Here is a 16,832-nt window from a genome sequence, read left to right as displayed (position 1 = left end):
CGTTTCTACCTCAGTTTCAGGGTGGCAAGGCCGATCAGCACCAGAATCACGGTAATAATCCAGAAACGGACGATCACCCGCGGCTCGGGCCAACCCTTGAGTTCAAAGTGGTGGTGGATCGGGGCCATGCGGAACACACGCTTGCCGGTGAGCTTGAACGAGGCCACCTGGATCACTACCGACAGGGTCTCCATGACGAACACGCCGCCCATGATGAACAGGACGATTTCCTGGCGAACGATGACGGCGATGGTGCCCAGCGCTGCGCCCAGTGCCAGGGCACCGACGTCGCCCATGAATACCTGGGCCGGATAGGTGTTGAACCAGAGGAAGCCCAGACCGGCACCGATCAGTGCACCGCAGAATACGATCAGCTCACCGGCGCCTGGCACGTAAGGAATCAGCAGGTACTCGGCGAATTTCACGTTGCCCGACAGGTAGCAGAAGATCCCCAGAGCACCGCCGACCATGACCGTTGGCATGATCGCCAGGCCATCGAGGCCATCGGTCAGGTTCACCGCGTTGCTCGAACCGACGATGACGAAGTAGGTCAGTACCACGAAACCGATACCCAGCGGGATAGTGACATCTTTGAGCATCGGCACGATCAGCGTGGTCTCGACGCTGCTCGGAGCAGTCATATACAGGAAGATCGCCGCACCCAGGCCGAACACCGACTGCCAGAAATACTTCCAGCGGCTTGGCAGGCCACGCGAGTTCTTCTCGATCACCTTGCGGTAGTCATCAACCCAGCCGATGGCGCCGAACAGCAAGGTAACGATCAGTACTACCCAGACATAACGGTTGGTCAGGTCAGCCCACAGCAGGGTGCTGATACCGATAGCCGAGAGAATCAGGGCGCCGCCCATGGTCGGGGTACCGGATTTGGAAAGGTGCGATTGCGGGCCGTCGTTACGAACCGCTTGGCCGATCTGGCGAATCTGCAGGGTACGAATCATCCAGGGGCCCAACCACAGGGCCAGCGACAACGCGGTCAGCACACCCAGAATCCCGCGCAGGGACAGGTACTGAAAGACCGCGAAGCCTTTGTAGAACTGTTGCAGATACTCAGCCAGCAGCAGCAGCATTAATGTTTCTCCCCGCTGGAACCGCACAAAGCCGCCACGACGTTTTCCATCGCAGCGCTGCGCGAACCCTTGATCAAAATAGTGGTGTTAGTGGCCTGCTCGCCGCGAACTGCGTCGATCAGGTCAGCTTGATTAGCGAAATGCCGGGCATTGGCGCCAAACGCTGCCACTGCGTGAGCCATGTTCGGCCCCACCGCATACAGCGCCGAAACTTTATCTTTGGCGTAGTCGCCTACCTGCCGATGCCCTTCCTCAGCCCACTGGCCCAATTCGCCGATATCCCCGAGCACCAGAACGGTGCGCCCGGAAAAGCCAGCGAGTATATCAACGGCAGCGCACATGGAGGTGGGGTTTGCGTTATAAGTGTCGTCAATCACCCGCACGCCGCTCGGCGCCATCTGTACGACAGTTCGGCCCTTGACGGGTTGCACGGCATTCAAGCCCTGGACGATTCCGTCCAGCGTCAGACCAAAGGCATGTGCGGCGGCAGCGGCGGCCAGTGCATTGCTGACGTTATGAGTACCGAGCAGATTGAGCTGGACCCGCGCTACACCCAATGGACTGTGCAGGTCGAAAGACGGGCTACCACGCTCATCCTGGGCGAGGTCAGCGGCATGGAAATCTGCGCCCGCGTTGTTCAGGGCGAAAGTCAGCAGCGGACGATTACCGGCGCGCTGTTTCCAGGTGCCGAAGGCCTTGTCATCAAGGTTCAATACAGCCACGCCATCCTGACCCAGACCTTCGAGGATCTCGCCCTTGGCTTCGACAATCTTCTCCGGGCCGCCGAACTCGCCGACATGCGCGGTACCGGCGTTATTGATCAGTGCCACCTGCGGCTTGGTCAGGCCAACGGTGTAGGCGATCTCGCCAATGCGCGAGGCACCCAGCTCGATGACCGCCGCGCTATGCTCCGGGGCGATTTCAAGCAGGGTCAGCGGTGCACCGAGGTCGTTGTTCAGGTTGCCGCGGGTCGCCAGGACTGGACCACGGGTGCGCAGGATGCTGGCAAGCATTTCCTTGACCGTGGTTTTGCCGCTGGAGCCGGTAATGGCGGCGACCGACTTGTCGAACGCAACACGATTGAGCGCGCCGAGTTGCCCCAAGGCCAGTCGGCAATCGGCAACCAGCAGTTGCGGCAGGTCGCTACCCGGCACTTCGCGCTCGACCAAGGCCGCCACGGCGCCCTTGGCCTGAACTTCATTGAGGTAATCGTGACCGTCAAAACGCGGCCCGGCCAAGGCGACAAACAGTTGCCCGGCAATGATTGCGCGACTGTCGATGCTGACGCCGTTGAAGGTGGCATCAGCACCCAGCAGGCGGCCTTGCAGCGGTGCGGTCAACTGGCTGAGGGTCAATGGCTTAAGCATGAGGGGCCTCCCAGACTGCGAGCGCTTTCTCGGCTTCAACCAAGTCGGAAAAGTCGTGACGCTGACCGTTGATTTCCTGATAGTCCTCGTGGCCTTTGCCGGCCAGGACGATGACATCGTCAACAGCGGCACTGGCAATCAGCTGGGCGATGGCCGCGCCGCGCCCGGCGACGAACTCGACTGCATCGGCCTTGATAAAACCTGGCCGGATGTCGGCAAAGATCTGCTGCGGGTCTTCTGTACGCGGGTTGTCATCGGTGACCAGCACGCGGTCAGCCAGACGCTCGGCCACTTCGGCCATCAATGGACGCTTGCCGCGATCACGATCACCTCCGCAGCCGAACAGGCACAACAACTGGCCTTTGGCGTGCGGGCGCAGGGCCTGAAGTACTTGCTCAAGCGCATCTGGGGTGTGGGCGTAATCGACCACCACCAGCGGTTTGCTGCCACCACCCAGGCGCTGCATGCGGCCGATCGGCCCTTCCAGCAACGGGGTGACCTTGAGAATTTCATCCAGCGCATAGTCCAGCGCCAGCAGGGTACCGACCGCCGCCAGCATATTGCTCAAGTTGAAACGGCCAAGCAGGCGGCTGCGCAGGGTGCGTTCGCCCTGGGCAGTGACGATCACAGCACGCACACCATCGTCGTCAAAATGCGCTTCGCGGCAGTACAGCGAAGCGCCGCTGTCTTTAAGGCTGTAGCTGATCAGACGCGACTTGGCATGCTTACCTGCCAGGCGACGACCGAAGTCATCATCCAGGTTGACTACCCGGCAGCGCAGGTTCGGCCAGGCGAACAGACGCGCCTTGGCGTCTTCGTAGGCCGGCATGCTGCCGTGATAATCAAGGTGATCGCGCGACAGGTTGGTCATCACCGCGATATCGAATTCCAGCGCCGCAACCCGGCCCTGATCCAGGGCATGCGAAGAAACCTCCATGGCGACGGCTTTCGCCCCGCCCTTCTTCAGATCATTCAGGGTCGCCTGCACGGCGATCGGATCAGGCGTGGTCAGGCGGCCACTTTGCAGTTCGCCATAGAACCCCGTGCCCAGGGTGCCGATCAGGCCGCAGCGCTGACCGAGTTTGTCCAGGGCCTGGGCCACCAGTTGAGTCACGCTGGTCTTGCCGTTGGTGCCGGTGACGCCGACCAGATCCAGCTGACGGCTCGGCTCGCCATAGAAGCGCCCGGCAATATCCGACAACTGGGCAATCAGGCCTTTGACCGGAATCAGTGGCACTTTGCTAATCGGCAGCACACTCGCGCCTTGCGCTTCATAGGCAACAGCTGCCGCGCCGCGCTTGAGCGCATCGGCAATGTGCTCACGACCGTCAACCTGCGCACCGGGGACTGCCAGAAACAGGTCGCCCGGACGCACATTTCGGCTGTCCAGTGTCAACTCGCGAATCGACGGATCGCTACTGGCCTGGGTGAAAAGCTTACTCAATGGCATTGTCATCAACCGCGCCCTCCTTTGGCGGGCGCAGCATCAACCTGCTGCTGTGGAACCGGCGGCGGAAGGTTATCCGGCGGAATGTTCATAAGCCGCAACGTGCCGGACATGACCTTGCTGAAGACCGGCGCTGAAACCAGGCCACCAAAGTAGCCGCCTTTGCTCGGCTCATCGATGACCACCACCACGGCATAACGCGGGTCGCTCATCGGGCCGAAACCGGCGAACAGCGAGCGATAGGAATTTTCGGTGTACCCCTTGGAGCCGATCGTGGCTTTACGCGCCGTACCACTCTTGCCACCGACGTGATAGAACGGCACCTGGGCACGGAACACGCCGCGCGGCGCTTCGATAACCTGCTGAACCATGCCCTGGATGGTCTTGGCGACTTCTACCGGTACCACCTGGGTGAATTCTGGCGTCTTGTCGACCTTGAGGATGCTCAACGGCACCATCTTGCCGTCGTTGGCCAGCGCAGCATAGGCATGAACGAGCTGCAGCGCGGTCACCGACAAGCCATAGCCGTAGGACAACGTGGCGGTTTCCGCCTTGCGCCACTCACGGTGGTTCGGCAGGTTACCGACCCGCTCACCGGGGAAGCCCAGGCCGGTGTACTGACCCAGACCGAGCTGGGACATCACCCGATAAATGGATTCGCCACCGATATCGAAGGCGATCTTGCTCATGCCGACGTTACTGGAGTTGATCAGAATGCCGGTCAGGTCAAGGATCGGACCTTCGCTCTTGGACACGTCACGAATGGTGTAACGCCCCAGCTGCAAAGTGCCCGGATAGACTTCAACCTTGTCGGTCGGCTTCCAGCGCCCACTCTGCAGCGCAGCACTCATGGACAGCGGCTTGACCGTGGAGCCGGGCTCGAATACGTCGATGATCGCACGGTTACGCATGGCGGCCGGGAACATGCTGCGGCGGTTGTTGGGGTTGTAGGTGGGCTGGTTGACCATGGCCAGCACTTCACCGGTTTTCACATCCAGAATCACCAGACTGCCGGCCTTGGCTTCCTGTTCGGCAATCGCATTACGCAGCTCGCGAGTCGCCAGGTATTGCAGGCGCAGGTCGATGGACAACGCCAAGGTCTTTCCGGCCTTGGCGTTTTTGGTTACCTGGATGTCTTTGATCAGCCGGCCACGCCGGTCCTTGATGACCTGGCGCTTGCCGGGAACGCCGGCCAGCCACTCATCGTAGGCCAGCTCGACCCCTTCGCGACCGTGGTCATCGAGGTCGGTAAAGCCGACCATATGCGCGGCAACATCGCCGGCCGGGTAGAAACGTCGAAATTCCTCGATGCCGTAGACACCGGGAACCTTAAGATCAAGCACTGCTTGCCCCTGCTCCGGGGTCAGGCCACGGACCAGATAGATAAATTCTTTGTTGGCCTGTTGTTCCAGGCGCTGGGTCAGCTGCTGTGGGCTTTGCTTGAGCGCGGCGGCCAGTGCCGGCCAACGCTCCTTGGATGCCTGCATTTCCTTGGGATTGGCCCACAGGGTGGTGACCGGAGTACTGACGGCCAACGGCTCACCGTTGCGGTCAGTGATGAGTCCGCGGTGCGCAGGAATCGGAATATGACGCAGGCTGCGGGCATCGCCCTGACCTTTGAGGAAGTCACGGTCAACTACCTGCAGATCGATGATGCGCCAGGCAATCGCACCGACCATCAGCGCCAGCAAGGCGATGACCACGCGGAACCGCCACGGGTAGAGAGCGCCTTCGAGCTTCATCATGGCGCCACCATCCGCACTTCATCGGCAGCCGGAATGCGCATCTGCAGCTGTTCGCTGGCCAGGTTCTCGATGCGGCTGTGGGCCGTCCAGGTGCTTTGTTCAAGAATCAACCGACCCCATTCGGCCTGGGCCTTGTCGCGCTCGCTGAGCTCACCGTACAGGGTGTTGAGCAACTGACGATTCCAGTGCGCGCTGTACGATACCGCCACCGATGAAACGAGCACGGCAATGAACAGCAAAAGCATCAGCAAGCTTCCGCCTGGCAAAGGCTTGGCGAACAAGCGGCTCACCGCAGTTTCTCGGCAACGCGCATAACGGCACTGCGCGAACGTGGGTTGGCCTTGAGTTCGGCTTCGGAGGCGAATTGGGCCTTGCCGTGGACCTTGATCTTCGGTTCGAAATGCTTGTGCTGCACAGGCAGGTTGCGCGGCAGGTTATCGGATTCGCCCTTGACCAGCTTGCGCATGAACAGTTTGACGATGCGATCTTCCAGGGAGTGGAAGCTGATCACTACCAGACGCCCGCCGACTTCCAACGCTTCAAGCGCGGCTTCAAGGCCGGCCTCAAGGTCGCCGAGTTCATTGTTAACGTGAATGCGCAGGCCCTGGAAGGCGCGGGTCGCCGGGTTCTTGCCCTTTTCCCAGGCAGGGTTGGCAACCTTGAGCACTTCAGCCAGATCGGCGGTGCGCTCAAAAGGCTGAATTTCGCGACGCGCCACGACAGCATTGGCCATGCGCTTGGCAAAACGCTCTTCGCCATATTCCTTGAACACCCTGGCGATTTCTTCGGCCGGGGCGCTGGCGATAAACTCGGCAGCGCTGATACCACGCGTCGGGTCCATGCGCATATCCAGCGGACCGTCGTTGAGAAAGCTGAAACCGCGCTCCGGGTCATCGAGCTGTGGCGAAGAAACGCCCAGGTCCATCAGGATGCCGCTGACCTTGCCGGCCAGGCCGCGCTGGGCAACTTCATCGCCCAGCTCGGCAAAACTGCGCTGCACAATGACAAAGCGGCCGTCTTCGGCCGCCAGCGCTTGCCCGGTGGCAATCGCTTGAGGATCTTTGTCAAAACCGAGCAACTTTCCTTGTGGCCCGAGCTTGCTGAGAATCAGCCGGCTGTGCCCGCCGCGCCCGAAGGTGCCATCCAGATAACAGCCACCGGCGCGTACGGCGAGAGCCTCGACGGCTTCGTCAAGCAGTACGGTGATGTGGTTAAAGCCGCTATCTATAGTCACAGGATCAAATCACGCAGTTCATCAGGCATGGCGCCCGGTTGTTGGATAGCTGCAAGGTCGGCTGCCGAAACTGCGTTCCAGGCGTCCTCGTCCCACAGCTGAAATTTGTTCAGTTGCCCCACCAGCATTGCCTTCTTGTCGAGCTTGGCGTACTCGCGCAAACGCGGAGGCACCAGGAAACGCCCACTGCCATCAAGCTCCAGATCCACCGCATTGCCGATCAGCAGACGCTGCAGGCGACGGTTCTCTTCACGCAATGACGGCAAGGCGCGCAACTTGGCCTCAATCAGCTCCCACTCATCGAGCGGGTATACACACAAGCAGGGGTCTACTGCGTCGATGGTCACGATCAACTGCCCGGAACTACGCGAATCGAGCTCGTCACGGTACCGGCTCGGCATTGCGAGACGGCCCTTTGCGTCGAGGTTGATAGCGTTTGCTCCGCGGAACACGGCTGCGATTCCCCACTTGTCAGCTTTTTTGTAATCAGAAAACCCACTTCATGCCACTTTCTGCCACTTGCGCACACTATAGGAATCCGCCCACCACACCGTCAAGGCGCGCCTACAAGGAAATCCCTTACAGATCGGTGATTTAGCGCAGGAAAGGAAGATGAAAGGACCATTCGGGGAAATTTCTGACAGAAAAAATCAAACTCATTCAGACAAATAGAGTCCGAACTTAAAGTGATTTATTAAGAGTAAGATTTTTTTGGTATTACCAAGACACATCTGCTATCGATTCAAGCAGGAGGGGGATGAGGTGGAGAGTCGATCTGTAAGCCGGGTTTTGTCGAGGACAGTCATTCCTCTACGACGGCCATCACTGGACGCCTCTAGCAACCTACCCGGTTCCAACGCGGGCCGCGCCATATGGAACCCTATTTGGTCTTGCTCCGAGTGGGGTTTACCTAGCCACGAACTGTTGCCAGTCGTGCGGTGCGCTCTTACCGCACCTTTTCACCCTTACCGGCACCGAAGTGCTTAGGCGGTTGTTTTCTGTGGCACTTTCCGTAGGCTCGCGCCTCCCAGGCGTTACCTGGCACTCTGCCCTATGGAGCCCGGACTTTCCTCCCCCCTCTTTTGCAGAACAAAAGAAGGCAGCGACTGTCCGATCGACTCTCCGCCGCAAAGGTTAACGGCAGAGACGCTCAAGAACAAGCGATAAAACAAATCGTAGCACCAAGCCACTAGTTGTCTTTCTGTTTTTCCAGAGCCGCCTGATACAACACATTCTTGCGCACGCCGGTAATTTCCGCTGCCAGGGCCGCCGCTCGCTTGAGTGGCATCTCTGCCAGCAGCAGGTCGAGCACGCGCATGGCTTCGCTGCTTACTGCCTGCTCATCTTCCGGCGCAGTCCAGCCGGCTACCAGCACCACACATTCACCGCGCTGCTGATTACTGTCGGCTTCGACAAACGCACGCAGTTCTCCCAGCGGCAACCCCTTGAGGGTTTCAAAGGTCTTGGTCAGCTCACGCGCCAGCAAAGCGGGACGCTCGGCACCAAACACTGCCTCCATATCCTGCAGGCATTCGAGAATCCGATGCGGCGCCTCGTAAAAGATCAAGGTCCGCGGTTCTTCCTTGACCTGACTCAGACGCGCCTTGCGTCCGACCGCCTTGGCCGGCAGAAAGCCCTCAAAGATGAAGCGATCAGACGGCAGCCCCGCAGCCGACAGCGCGGCAATCAAAGCACAGGCACCGGGCACCGGAACCACGGCGACCCCCGCAGCACGCGCCTGGCGCACCAGATGGTAGCCAGGGTCGGAAATCAATGGCGTACCTGCATCGGAGATCAGCGCCACGTTATCGCCAGCCAGCAGACGCGTGAGAAAGCGGCTGCCCTCCTCTCGTTCGTTGTGCTCGTGACAGGCCGCCAAGGGGGTATTGATACCGAAGTGTTGCAACAAGCGAATGGAATGACGCGTGTCTTCCGCAGCGATCAGGGCCACATCGCTGAGCACTTTCAGCGCCCGCGCGCTCATGTCATCCAGGTTGCCGATGGGCGTGGCCACCACGTAAAGCGTGCCAGCAGTGGAATGGGAAGCCCCTGGAACATCAGTCACAGCACACACCTGTCGTGTTGAACAAAGCGCCATTGTAGCCCGACTGACGGCAACAATGCGTAACCTGCACCGCCCGCACACTGCGCTCCACCACCTATATTGAAGGATTAACGCCAGCAACATCGCGCCCCGGCCAGTGCTTGGGTACAATTGCCAGTTAATTTGATCGAGTAACAGGACCCTTACATGATCGCTTGCCTGCGGCTGTTCACAGCCCTTTGCCTCGCCGCCCTGCTGGCAGCCTGCGCCAGCTCGCCTTCGTCGAGCCTCGGCGAACTGCCGCGCACCCCAGACGCCAGCATTGAGCAACTGCTTGAACAGGCCACCACCAGCAAGACACCGGAACAAGCCGCGCTGCTGCGCTTGAGCGCTGCCGACCTGGCTCACCAACAAAAGGATAATGTGCGCGCAGCGCGAATCCTCGAGCAAGTGCCTGTGGCGCAACTCAAACCGGCCCAACAGATCTTCGCCAGCACGCTGAGCGCCGAGCTGGCCATGAGCCGCAACCAGCCCAAAGCCGCGCTGACCGCCCTGAGCCACCCAAGCCTCGCGCGCCTGGGTGAACTGCCGGACGAACAACAACGGCGCACCCGCAGCGTGCAGGCCAGCGTACTGGAAGCCAATGGCCAGACCCTGGCCGCAGCGCAGGCCCGCGTCGAACTGGCGCCACTGCTCAGCGGCAACGCCGCCAGCGACAACCAGAATGCCATCTGGAACCTGGTTGCAGCCCTGCCCAGCGATCAACTGCAAGGCGCCAGCACCGGGGCCGACCCCTTGGCTGGCTGGGCCAGCCTGGCCCTGACAGTAAAAAGCGCCGGCACCCTGGAACAGCAACAGGCAGCGATCGAGACCTGGCGCAAGCAGCACCCTGAGCACCCGGCAGCCCTGCAACTGCCACTGGCGCTGGTCAAGCTCAAAGAAATGGCCAGCCAGCCGCTGACCAAGATTGCCCTGCTGCTGCCACAGGAAGGCCAGCTGGCCGGCGTTGCCCGCGCCCTGCGCGATGGCTTCATGGCTGCGCACTTCCAGGCCCAGCAAGCGGGACAGAAGCCACCCGCCGTCGAAGTGTTCGATAGCTCGCGCCTGACGTCCCTGGATGACTTCTATCGCCAGGCCCAGGCCGCTGGCGTGCAACTGGTGGTTGGCCCGCTGGAAAAACCACTGGTCAAGCAACTCGCTTCGCGCCCACAGCTGCCGATCACCACCCTGGCCCTGAATTACAGCGATGCCGGCCAGAAAGGCCCAGCACAATTGTTCCAGTTTGGCCTGGCCGCCGAAGACGAAGCCCGCGAAGTGTCGCGTCGCGCCCGCGCCGACGGCATGGTTCGCGCCGTTGCCTTGGTCCCTCGTGGCGAATGGGGCGACCGTGTGCTCAAGGCATTCCGTCAGGATTGGGAAGCCAACGGCGGCACCCTGCTCGCCGCCGAGCACGTCGACCAACCGGTAGCATTGGCCCAGCAGATTGCTGACCTGTTCCAGCTGCGCCAGAGCGAAGGCCGTGCCAAGAGCCTGCAGAATACCGTCGGCGGCAACGTCTCGGCACAGCCGTCGCGTCGTCAGGACATCGATTTCATCTTCCTCGCCGCCACCCCACAGCAAGGCCAGCAGATCAAGCCGACCCTGAACTTCCAGTACGCCGGTGACGTGCCGGTCTACGCCACTTCACATTTGTACAGCGCCAGCGGTGACGTCAACCAGTACAACGACATGAACGGCATCCGCTTCTGCGAAACCCCGTGGCTGCTCGATACCAACAACGCCCTGCGCCAGCAAGTCGTCAGCCAGTGGCCGCAAGCCAACGGTAGCCTTGGCCGCCTGTACGCCATGGGTATCGACGCCTACAGCCTGGCGCCACGCCTGGGCCAGCTCAAGACCCTACCGGATAACCGTATCGAAGGCTTCTCCGGCAGCCTGAGCATGAACCCGAACCAGCGCATCGAACGTCAGCTGCCGTGGGCCGAGTTCTCTGGCGGGCAGATCATACGTCTGCCTGACACCCCACGCTGATGCCCGACAGTTCACGCCAACACGCAGGCCAGGCCGCCGAGCGGCACGCCCTTGAGTACCTTCAAGGGCAAGGCCTGCGCCTGCTGGCGCAGAACTGGCGATGCAAACGCGGCGAGCTTGATCTGGTCATGCTCGACAGCGATACAGTAGTATTCGTCGAAGTTCGCTATCGGTTGCATGCGGACTTTGGCGGCGCGCTCGGTAGTATCGACGGGCGCAAGCAGGACAAACTGGTACTAGCCGCCGAGTCTTTTCTGCACAAGGAAACACGCTGGGCCAACCATCCCTGCCGTTTCGATGTGATCGCCGTGCAAGGCAGAGGCCACTCGGGCCAAGCGCTGCAATGGCTGAAAGACGCCTTTGGATGCTGAGCCCGTCCTGACCCTGCACGTTTACCCCAACAACTTTTTTGCTCTTTGCTTCGCGGGCTGCACAGTCATGTGCCGGGAGCTTTTCTGTACACTCCCGACACGCCCGGCCAGCCGCCCTACTTAAGGTCTCACTGATGGACATGCAATCCCGAATTCGCCAGCTTTTCCAGGCCAGCATCAATACCAAGCAACAGGCGATGGAAGTCCTTGCACCGCACATCGAGCAAGCCAGTCAGGTCATGGTCAACGCGCTGCTCAACGAGGGCAAGATGCTCGCCTGCGGCAACGGCGGCTCGGCCGGCGATGCCCAGCACTTCTCTTCCGAACTGCTCAACCGCTTCGAACGCGAGCGCCCGAGCCTGCCAGCCATCGCCCTGACCACCGATAGCTCGACCATCACCTCGATTGCCAACGACTACAGCTACAACGAAATTTTCTCCAAGCAGATTCGCGCCCTGGGCCAACCCGGTGACGTTCTGCTGGCAATTTCGACCAGCGGTAACTCGGCAAACATAATTCAGGCGATCCAGGCCGCACATGATCGCGAAATGATTGTCGTAGCTCTGACCGGACGCGATGGTGGCGGCATGGCCTCACTGTTGCTGCCTGAAGACGTCGAGATTCGCGTCCCGGCCAACGTCACCGCACGTATCCAGGAAGTCCACCTGCTGGCGATCCACTGCCTCTGCGATCTGATCGACAGCCAATTGTTCGGGAGTGAAGAATGACCCCTAAACGCATCGGCCTGATGGCCCTGACCCTGTGCCTGAGCCTTAGCGGCTGCAGCTCGGTCCTCACCGCCACCCGCGACACGCCGATTGAAGATGACCGCGGCACCCGCACCTTCGGCAGCAAAATCGATGACTCGCTGATCGAAACCAAGGTTTCGGTCAACGTTGCCAAGGCAAGTCCCGACCTGGACAAGAACTCGCACATTGTTGTCAGCAGCTTCAACGGCATTGTCCTGCTCGCCGGGCAAACCCCGCGCGCCGACCTCAAGAGCCTGGCCGAACAGGCCGCTGGTCAGGTCCAGCGGGTGAAAAAGGTGCATAACGAACTGCAGGTACTGCCGCCCTCCTCGATCCTGGCGCGCAACAACGATGCCTGGCTGACCACCAAGATCAAGACCCAGATGCTCACCGACAACAACATTCCCGGTTCGCGCATCAAGGTGATCACCGAGAACGGCATCGTTTACATGCTTGGCCTGCTGACCCAGCAGGAAGCCACCCGCGCCACCAATCTGGTGCAGGGCGTGTCGGGCGTGCAGAAGATCGTCAAGTTGTTCGAGTACATCGACTGATTTTTTATCTTTCTAAGGAAGTACCCATGAAAAACGGCCTGCTGCCAACCCTGCTGATTGGCGCCTTCGCCACCCTGGCCGGCTGTTCCAGCCCTAGCCTGATCACCCTCAACGACGGCCGCGAGTTTCAGGCAGTCGACGCCCCTCGCTACGAGCGCAGCTCCGGCTTCTATGAGTTCGAACAGCTGGACGGCAAAGTAACCCGCGTCAACAAGGACCAGATCCGCACCATCACCGATCTGTAATCCAACTGACGCACACAAAAAAGGCGATCCACCAGGATCGCCTTTTTTGTTACTTCACCACCTTCAGGCTCGGACGCCCGCTTGGCCGCGGCGGCTGTCCACCGGCAGGCGGGCCGTCATCGTCCGGCTCGACACCGTCGCCCTCTTCATATTCATCATCCTCAAGCACTGGCGGCTCAAGCTCGAAGACCATGCCCTGGCCATTCTCCCGAGCATAAATACCAAGAATCGCGCCCGCAGGCACGAACAGGGTATGGGCAACCCCACCAAAGCGCCCCTCGAAGCTCACAGCATCGTTATCCATATGCAGATGACGTACGGCATTGGGCGAGATGTTCAGGACGATCTGGCCATCACTGGCGAAGCCCTGGGGCACCTGCACCTTCGGGTACTCGGCGTTGACCAGCATATGCGGGGTGCAGTCGTTATCCACGATCCACTCATAGAGTGCACGTACCAAATAGGGGCGACTGGAGTTCATCGACAGCTCCTTAAAACCTAGCGCATTTCACGTTCAGCAGCGGACAGGCTTGCCTGGAAAGCTTCACGGGCAAACTGTCGCTCCATGTAATCGAGCAACGGCTTGGCCGGCCGCGGCAGTTCAATACCCAACACTGGCAAGCGCCAGAGTATGGGCAGTAGACAACAATCAACCAGACTTTGCTCCTCGCTGAGGAAACAAGGTTTGTCGGCAAACAATGGCGACACACCGGTCAGGCTTTCGCGCAGCTCCTTGCGCGCCTGAACACGAGCGGCCTCCTTGCTGCGCGGATCGAGAATCAGGTCAACCAGTGCACACCAGTCGCGCTGGATACGATGAATCAGTAGCCGGCTGTTGGCCCGCGCCACAGGGTAAACCGGCAGCAGTGGCGGATGCGGGTAACGTTCGTCGAGGTATTCCATCACCACCGTCGACTCGTACAGCGCCAGGTCGCGATCGACCAGGGTCGGCACGCCGCCATAGGGGTTCACTTCGACCAGCTTGGGCGGCAGGCGTCCGGGATCGACATTGATGATCTCGACGCTGACACCCTTCTCGGCGAGAACGATGCGCACCCGATGAGAATAATGGTCAGCGGGGTCGGAGTAGCAGGCTAACCGGTTGGTCACGCCCATAGTGGTCCTCCTCGCAGATGAAATTATAGAAGCTGCAAATGCAAACGCGCCCTGCGGGAACCTCCGTTATCCAGAGGCCCCCCAGGGCGCGCTCAACTACCAGAAACTACTGCGTGATCAGTGCACGTCCTTCCAGTATTCGCGCTTGAGCAGATAAGCGAATATGAAGAAGAAGGCCAGATACAGCAGCACGTAGGTGCCGATACGCTGACTTTCCAGTTTGACCGGGTTGGCCGAGTAGGCCAGGAAGGTCACAAGATTCTTGACCTTCTCGTCGAACTGCTCTGCGGTCAGGGTACCGGATTTCGGCTCCACGGTCAGCTGGTCGCACGCTTCATGGGTCAACGGCGAGCCGGTCAGCGGGTCGAATTGCTTCTTGCCATCGACGACAGTCTGCACCTGTTTGCAGCCGATGACCTGATTGCCTTGCAGGCCAACCAGCACGTTAGGCATGCCGACGTTCGGGAAAACCTTGTTGTTCACCCCGTACGGACGCGACTTGTCCTCGTAGAAGCTGCGCAGGTAAGTATACAGCCAGTCAGTGCCCCGCACCCGCGCGACTAGGGTCAGGTCAGGCGGCGCAGCACCAAACCAGGTCTTGGCATCTTCAGGCTTCATGCCGATCTTCATGTGGTCGCCAATCTTGGCGCCAGTGAACACCAGCTTCTCGAGCATCAGCTCGTGAGGAATACCCAGATCGTCAGCAACGCGCTCGTAACGCTGGAACTTGGCGCTATGGCAACCCATGCAATAGTTGGCAAAGGTGCGTGCGCCATCCTGCATGGCGGCCTTGTCGGTCAGATCGATATCAACCTTGTCCAGTACCACGCCGGTTCCGGCCGCGAAGGTCAACGAGGGCATCACTGCCAGAATCAATACTGCAAATAGCTTTTTCATCAGCCAGTCACCCTTTCCGGAACCGGTTTGGTCTTCTCAAGCCGGGTGTAGAACGGCATCAGAAGGAAGTAGGCGAAATACAGGAAGGTGCATACCTGCGACAGCAGCGTACGGCCCGGGGTTGGCGCCAGCACGCCGAGCACACCGAGGATCACGAACGAAACGCAGAACACCACCAGCCACGCTTTGCTCATCCAGCCTTTGTAGCGCATGGACTTGACCGGACTGCGGTCAAGCCATGGCAGGACGAACAGCACGGCAATCGCAGCGCCCATGGCGATAACGCCGAGGAGCTTGTCCGGAACCGCCCGCAGGATCGCGTAGAACGGAGTGAAGTACCAGACCGGAGCAATGTGCTCAGGGGTCTTGAAGGCGTTAGCCTGCTCGAAGTTCGGTTTTTCCAGGAAGTAACCACCCATTTCCGGGAAGAAGAACACCACCGCACAGAACACGAAGAGGAACACGACGACGCCGACGATATCCTTCACGGTGTAGTAAGGATGGAAGGCAATGCCATCGAGCGGCACACCGTTCTCGTCCTTGAGCTTCTTGATATCGACGCCATCAGGGTTGTTCGAACCCACTTCGTGCAGCGCCAGGATGTGCAGCACCACCAGGCCAAGGATCACGATCGGCAGGGCCACAACGTGCAGAGCGAAGAAGCGGTTCAGGGTGATGCCGGAGATCAGGTAGTCACCACGGATCCACTGGGTCAGGTCATCGCCGATCACCGGAATCGCACCGAACAGCGAGATGATCACCTGGGCCCCCCAGTAAGACATCTGACCCCATGGCAGCAGATAGCCCATGAAGGCTTCAGCCATCAGTGCCAGGTAGATCAGCATGCCGAACACCCAGACCAGTTCGCGCGGTTTCTGGTACGAGCCGTACAGCAGACCGCGGAACATGTGCAGGTAGACGACAATGAAGAATGCCGACGCGCCGGTGGAGTGCAGGTAGCGCAGGATCCAGCCGTACTCGACATCACGCATGATGTATTCGACCGAAGCAAACGCCTCTTCGGCCGACGGCGTGAAGCTCATGGTCAGCCAGACGCCGGTGACGATCTGGTTAACCAGCACCAGCAGTGCCAGGGAGCCGAAAAAGTAGAAGAAGTTGAAGTTCTTCGGTGCGTAATACTTGCTGAGATGGTCTTCCCACATCTTGGTCGCGGGGAAGCGGGCGTCAACCCAGTCCATGAACTTACTCATCACGCGTTCTCCTGATCGACGCCGACGACAATGATGTCGTCCGACTCATAAGAGTGCGGCGGCACTGGCAAATTGAGCGGCGCCGGCTGGGACTTGTAGACGCGGCCAGCCAGGTCGTAGTGCGAGCCGTGGCACGGGCAGAAGTAACCGCCAACCCACTTGGGGCCCAGATCGACCGGGGCGACTTCAGGACGGAAGGTTGGCGAGCAGCCCAGGTGGGTGCACAGACCGACCAGCACCAGGATCTCCGGCTTGATCGCACGGTTCTCCGGATTGACGTAGGTGGGTTGAACCGATGCCTTGGATTCAGGGTCGGAGAGGTCGCCAGCGATCTTCTTGAGGTTGCCGAGGATCTCTTCGGTGCGACGGACGATGAAGACCGGCTGGCCACGCCATTCAGCAATCATCTGCTGACCTGGCTCTACCTTGGCGATATTGACCTTCACCGGTGCACCTGCGGCTTTCGCCTTGGCACTGGGGAACCATGACCCCACGAACGGGACCGCAGCCCCCACCGCTCCTGCAGCACCCACCACGGATGTGGCTGCTACGAGGAAGCGACGCCGGCCTGCATTGACGCCGTCATTGCTCATTCAGTCCTCTCCCATCAGCTTTATGGCCTGTTACAACAGGCATCTACTAAGTAATTTCTGAACTGCTAAAAATTTGCCGCATGGTAATGAAAAGACCCTTCTCTGACAAGGTGATTAGCCTGCAACCAAGGCGCAATCCCTTG

General features: G+C 60.0%; 18 protein-coding genes and 1 other RNA gene. 5 read left to right on the top strand and 14 right to left on the bottom strand.

What is annotated here, in order from left to right; all coding sequences use genetic code 11:
- Nucleotides 1-5: 5 nt before the first annotated feature.
- The 9 genes from mraY to rsmI all read right to left on the bottom strand — a co-directional run bounded on the left by mraY (nt 6) and on the right by rsmI (nt 8,946).
- Complete coding sequence (mraY, locus tag C6382_RS14520) at nt 6-1,088, bottom strand: phospho-N-acetylmuramoyl-pentapeptide-transferase (RefSeq protein ID WP_107025105.1); 1,083 nt, start codon at nt 1,086-1,088, stop codon at nt 6-8.
- The gene (gene murF, locus C6382_RS14515) at nt 1,088-2,455 is read right to left on the bottom strand and encodes a UDP-N-acetylmuramoyl-tripeptide--D-alanyl-D-alanine ligase (RefSeq protein WP_107025104.1); all 1,368 of its coding nucleotides are present in this window, start codon (nt 2,453-2,455) and stop codon (nt 1,088-1,090) included. Before murF ends, mraY begins: the two co-directional genes overlap by 1 nt.
- The gene (locus C6382_RS14510; RefSeq protein ID WP_107025103.1) at nt 2,448-3,911 is read right to left on the bottom strand and encodes a UDP-N-acetylmuramoyl-L-alanyl-D-glutamate--2,6-diaminopimelate ligase; all 1,464 of its coding nucleotides are present in this window, start codon (nt 3,909-3,911) and stop codon (nt 2,448-2,450) included. The genes murF and C6382_RS14510 overlap by 8 nt, the downstream gene beginning before the upstream one ends.
- Nucleotides 3,911-5,644 (bottom strand): penicillin-binding protein 2, encoded by a 1,734-nt coding sequence (locus C6382_RS14505; protein ID WP_178082783.1) that lies wholly within the window; start codon nt 5,642-5,644, stop codon nt 3,911-3,913. The genes C6382_RS14510 and C6382_RS14505 overlap by 1 nt, the downstream gene beginning before the upstream one ends.
- On the bottom strand, nt 5,644-5,937 hold the full coding sequence (gene ftsL / locus C6382_RS14500; protein WP_107025101.1) for a cell division protein FtsL: 294 nt from the start codon (nt 5,935-5,937) through the stop codon (nt 5,644-5,646). Before ftsL ends, C6382_RS14505 begins: the two co-directional genes overlap by 1 nt.
- Nucleotides 5,934-6,881: a 16S rRNA (cytosine(1402)-N(4))-methyltransferase RsmH gene (gene rsmH / locus C6382_RS14495; RefSeq protein ID WP_371919623.1), complete on the bottom strand. Its 948-nt coding sequence runs from the start codon at nt 6,879-6,881 to the stop codon at nt 5,934-5,936. Before rsmH ends, ftsL begins: the two co-directional genes overlap by 4 nt.
- The gene (gene mraZ / locus C6382_RS14490) at nt 6,878-7,333 is read right to left on the bottom strand and encodes a division/cell wall cluster transcriptional repressor MraZ (protein ID WP_010220775.1); all 456 of its coding nucleotides are present in this window, start codon (nt 7,331-7,333) and stop codon (nt 6,878-6,880) included. Before mraZ ends, rsmH begins: the two co-directional genes overlap by 4 nt.
- A 310-nt stretch (nt 7,334-7,643) precedes the next feature.
- Nucleotides 7,644-8,003: RNase P RNA component class A (gene rnpB / locus C6382_RS14485), an RNA gene on the bottom strand.
- A 67-nt stretch (nt 8,004-8,070) separates the two neighbouring features.
- Entirely contained in the window at nt 8,071-8,946 is an 876-nt protein-coding gene (gene rsmI, locus C6382_RS14480) for a 16S rRNA (cytidine(1402)-2'-O)-methyltransferase (protein WP_107025100.1), read from the bottom strand.
- Nucleotides 8,947-9,132: 186 nt separating this feature from the next.
- On the opposite strand from rsmI, the gene C6382_RS14475 reads away from it, so the two are divergent.
- From C6382_RS14475 to C6382_RS14455, 5 genes are all read left to right on the top strand, one after another.
- The gene (locus C6382_RS14475) at nt 9,133-10,953 is read left to right on the top strand and encodes a penicillin-binding protein activator (protein WP_107025099.1); all 1,821 of its coding nucleotides are present in this window, start codon (nt 9,133-9,135) and stop codon (nt 10,951-10,953) included.
- The gene (locus C6382_RS14470; RefSeq protein ID WP_107025098.1) at nt 10,953-11,324 is read left to right on the top strand and encodes a YraN family protein; all 372 of its coding nucleotides are present in this window, start codon (nt 10,953-10,955) and stop codon (nt 11,322-11,324) included. The genes C6382_RS14475 and C6382_RS14470 overlap by 1 nt, the downstream gene beginning before the upstream one ends.
- A 134-nt stretch (nt 11,325-11,458) precedes the next feature.
- Nucleotides 11,459-12,052: a phosphoheptose isomerase gene (locus tag C6382_RS14465; RefSeq protein ID WP_026001179.1), complete on the top strand. Its 594-nt coding sequence runs from the start codon at nt 11,459-11,461 to the stop codon at nt 12,050-12,052.
- Complete coding sequence (locus C6382_RS14460) at nt 12,049-12,627, top strand: BON domain-containing protein (RefSeq protein WP_107025097.1); 579 nt, start codon at nt 12,049-12,051, stop codon at nt 12,625-12,627. The genes C6382_RS14465 and C6382_RS14460 overlap by 4 nt, the downstream gene beginning before the upstream one ends.
- Before the next feature lie 26 nt (nt 12,628-12,653).
- A complete protein-coding gene (locus C6382_RS14455; RefSeq protein WP_107025096.1) occupies nt 12,654-12,872 on the top strand; it encodes a YgdI/YgdR family lipoprotein in 219 nt (72 codons plus the stop codon).
- A 49-nt stretch (nt 12,873-12,921) separates the two neighbouring features.
- Here the strand turns inward: C6382_RS14455 and C6382_RS14450 are convergent, their stop codons facing one another.
- From C6382_RS14450 to petA, 5 genes are all read right to left on the bottom strand, one after another.
- Nucleotides 12,922-13,353, bottom strand: a complete 432-nt coding sequence (locus C6382_RS14450) for a ClpXP protease specificity-enhancing factor (RefSeq protein WP_107025095.1) — start codon at nt 13,351-13,353, stop codon at nt 12,922-12,924.
- Nucleotides 13,354-13,370: 17 nt separating this feature from the next.
- Entirely contained in the window at nt 13,371-13,988 is a 618-nt protein-coding gene (locus C6382_RS14445; RefSeq protein WP_038607195.1) for a glutathione S-transferase N-terminal domain-containing protein, read from the bottom strand.
- 117 nt (nt 13,989-14,105) lie between these two features.
- Complete coding sequence (locus C6382_RS14440) at nt 14,106-14,885, bottom strand: cytochrome c1 (protein ID WP_107025094.1); 780 nt, start codon at nt 14,883-14,885, stop codon at nt 14,106-14,108.
- Complete coding sequence (locus tag C6382_RS14435; RefSeq protein WP_107025093.1) at nt 14,885-16,096, bottom strand: cytochrome bc complex cytochrome b subunit; 1,212 nt, start codon at nt 16,094-16,096, stop codon at nt 14,885-14,887. Before C6382_RS14435 ends, C6382_RS14440 begins: the two co-directional genes overlap by 1 nt.
- Nucleotides 16,096-16,689 carry a ubiquinol-cytochrome c reductase iron-sulfur subunit gene (gene petA / locus C6382_RS14430; RefSeq protein ID WP_107025092.1) on the bottom strand — a complete coding sequence of 198 codons (594 nt, stop codon included), beginning with the start codon at nt 16,687-16,689 and terminating at the stop codon, nt 16,096-16,098. The genes C6382_RS14435 and petA overlap by 1 nt, the downstream gene beginning before the upstream one ends.
- Nucleotides 16,690-16,832: the final 143 nt, after the last annotated feature.

It is taken from the genome of Pseudomonas sp. BBP2017, assembly GCF_003024385.1.
Classification (GTDB): Bacteria; Pseudomonadota; Gammaproteobacteria; order Pseudomonadales; family Pseudomonadaceae; genus Aquipseudomonas.
This window is presented reverse-complemented; position numbering and strand designations above follow the sequence as displayed.

Excerpts from the sequence above, each read along its gene's own strand:
- C6382_RS14435 (WP_107025093.1), bottom strand. The coding sequence starts at position 16,096 with ATGAGTAAGTTCATGGACTGGGTTGACGCCCGCTTCCCCGCGACCAAG.
- murF (WP_107025104.1), bottom strand. The coding sequence starts at position 2,455 with ATGCTTAAGCCATTGACCCTCAGCCAGTTGACCGCACCGCTGCAAGGC.
- C6382_RS14510 (WP_107025103.1), bottom strand. The coding sequence starts at position 3,911 with ATGACAATGCCATTGAGTAAGCTTTTCACCCAGGCCAGTAGCGATCCG.
- C6382_RS14450 (WP_107025095.1), bottom strand. The coding sequence starts at position 13,353 with ATGAACTCCAGTCGCCCCTATTTGGTACGTGCACTCTATGAGTGGATC.
- C6382_RS14475 (WP_107025099.1), top strand. The coding sequence starts at position 9,133 with ATGATCGCTTGCCTGCGGCTGTTCACAGCCCTTTGCCTCGCCGCCCTG.
- C6382_RS14455 (WP_107025096.1), top strand. The coding sequence starts at position 12,654 with ATGAAAAACGGCCTGCTGCCAACCCTGCTGATTGGCGCCTTCGCCACC.
- C6382_RS14440 (WP_107025094.1), bottom strand. The coding sequence starts at position 14,885 with ATGAAAAAGCTATTTGCAGTATTGATTCTGGCAGTGATGCCCTCGTTG.
- C6382_RS14445 (WP_038607195.1), bottom strand. The coding sequence starts at position 13,988 with ATGGGCGTGACCAACCGGTTAGCCTGCTACTCCGACCCCGCTGACCAT.
- petA (WP_107025092.1), bottom strand. The coding sequence starts at position 16,689 with ATGAGCAATGACGGCGTCAATGCAGGCCGGCGTCGCTTCCTCGTAGCA.
- C6382_RS14505 (WP_178082783.1), bottom strand. The coding sequence starts at position 5,644 with ATGAAGCTCGAAGGCGCTCTCTACCCGTGGCGGTTCCGCGTGGTCATC.
- C6382_RS14470 (WP_107025098.1), top strand. The coding sequence starts at position 10,953 with ATGCCCGACAGTTCACGCCAACACGCAGGCCAGGCCGCCGAGCGGCAC.
- mraY (WP_107025105.1), bottom strand. The coding sequence starts at position 1,088 with ATGCTGCTGCTGCTGGCTGAGTATCTGCAACAGTTCTACAAAGGCTTC.
- C6382_RS14460 (WP_107025097.1), top strand. The coding sequence starts at position 12,049 with ATGACCCCTAAACGCATCGGCCTGATGGCCCTGACCCTGTGCCTGAGC.
- C6382_RS14465 (WP_026001179.1), top strand. The coding sequence starts at position 11,459 with ATGGACATGCAATCCCGAATTCGCCAGCTTTTCCAGGCCAGCATCAAT.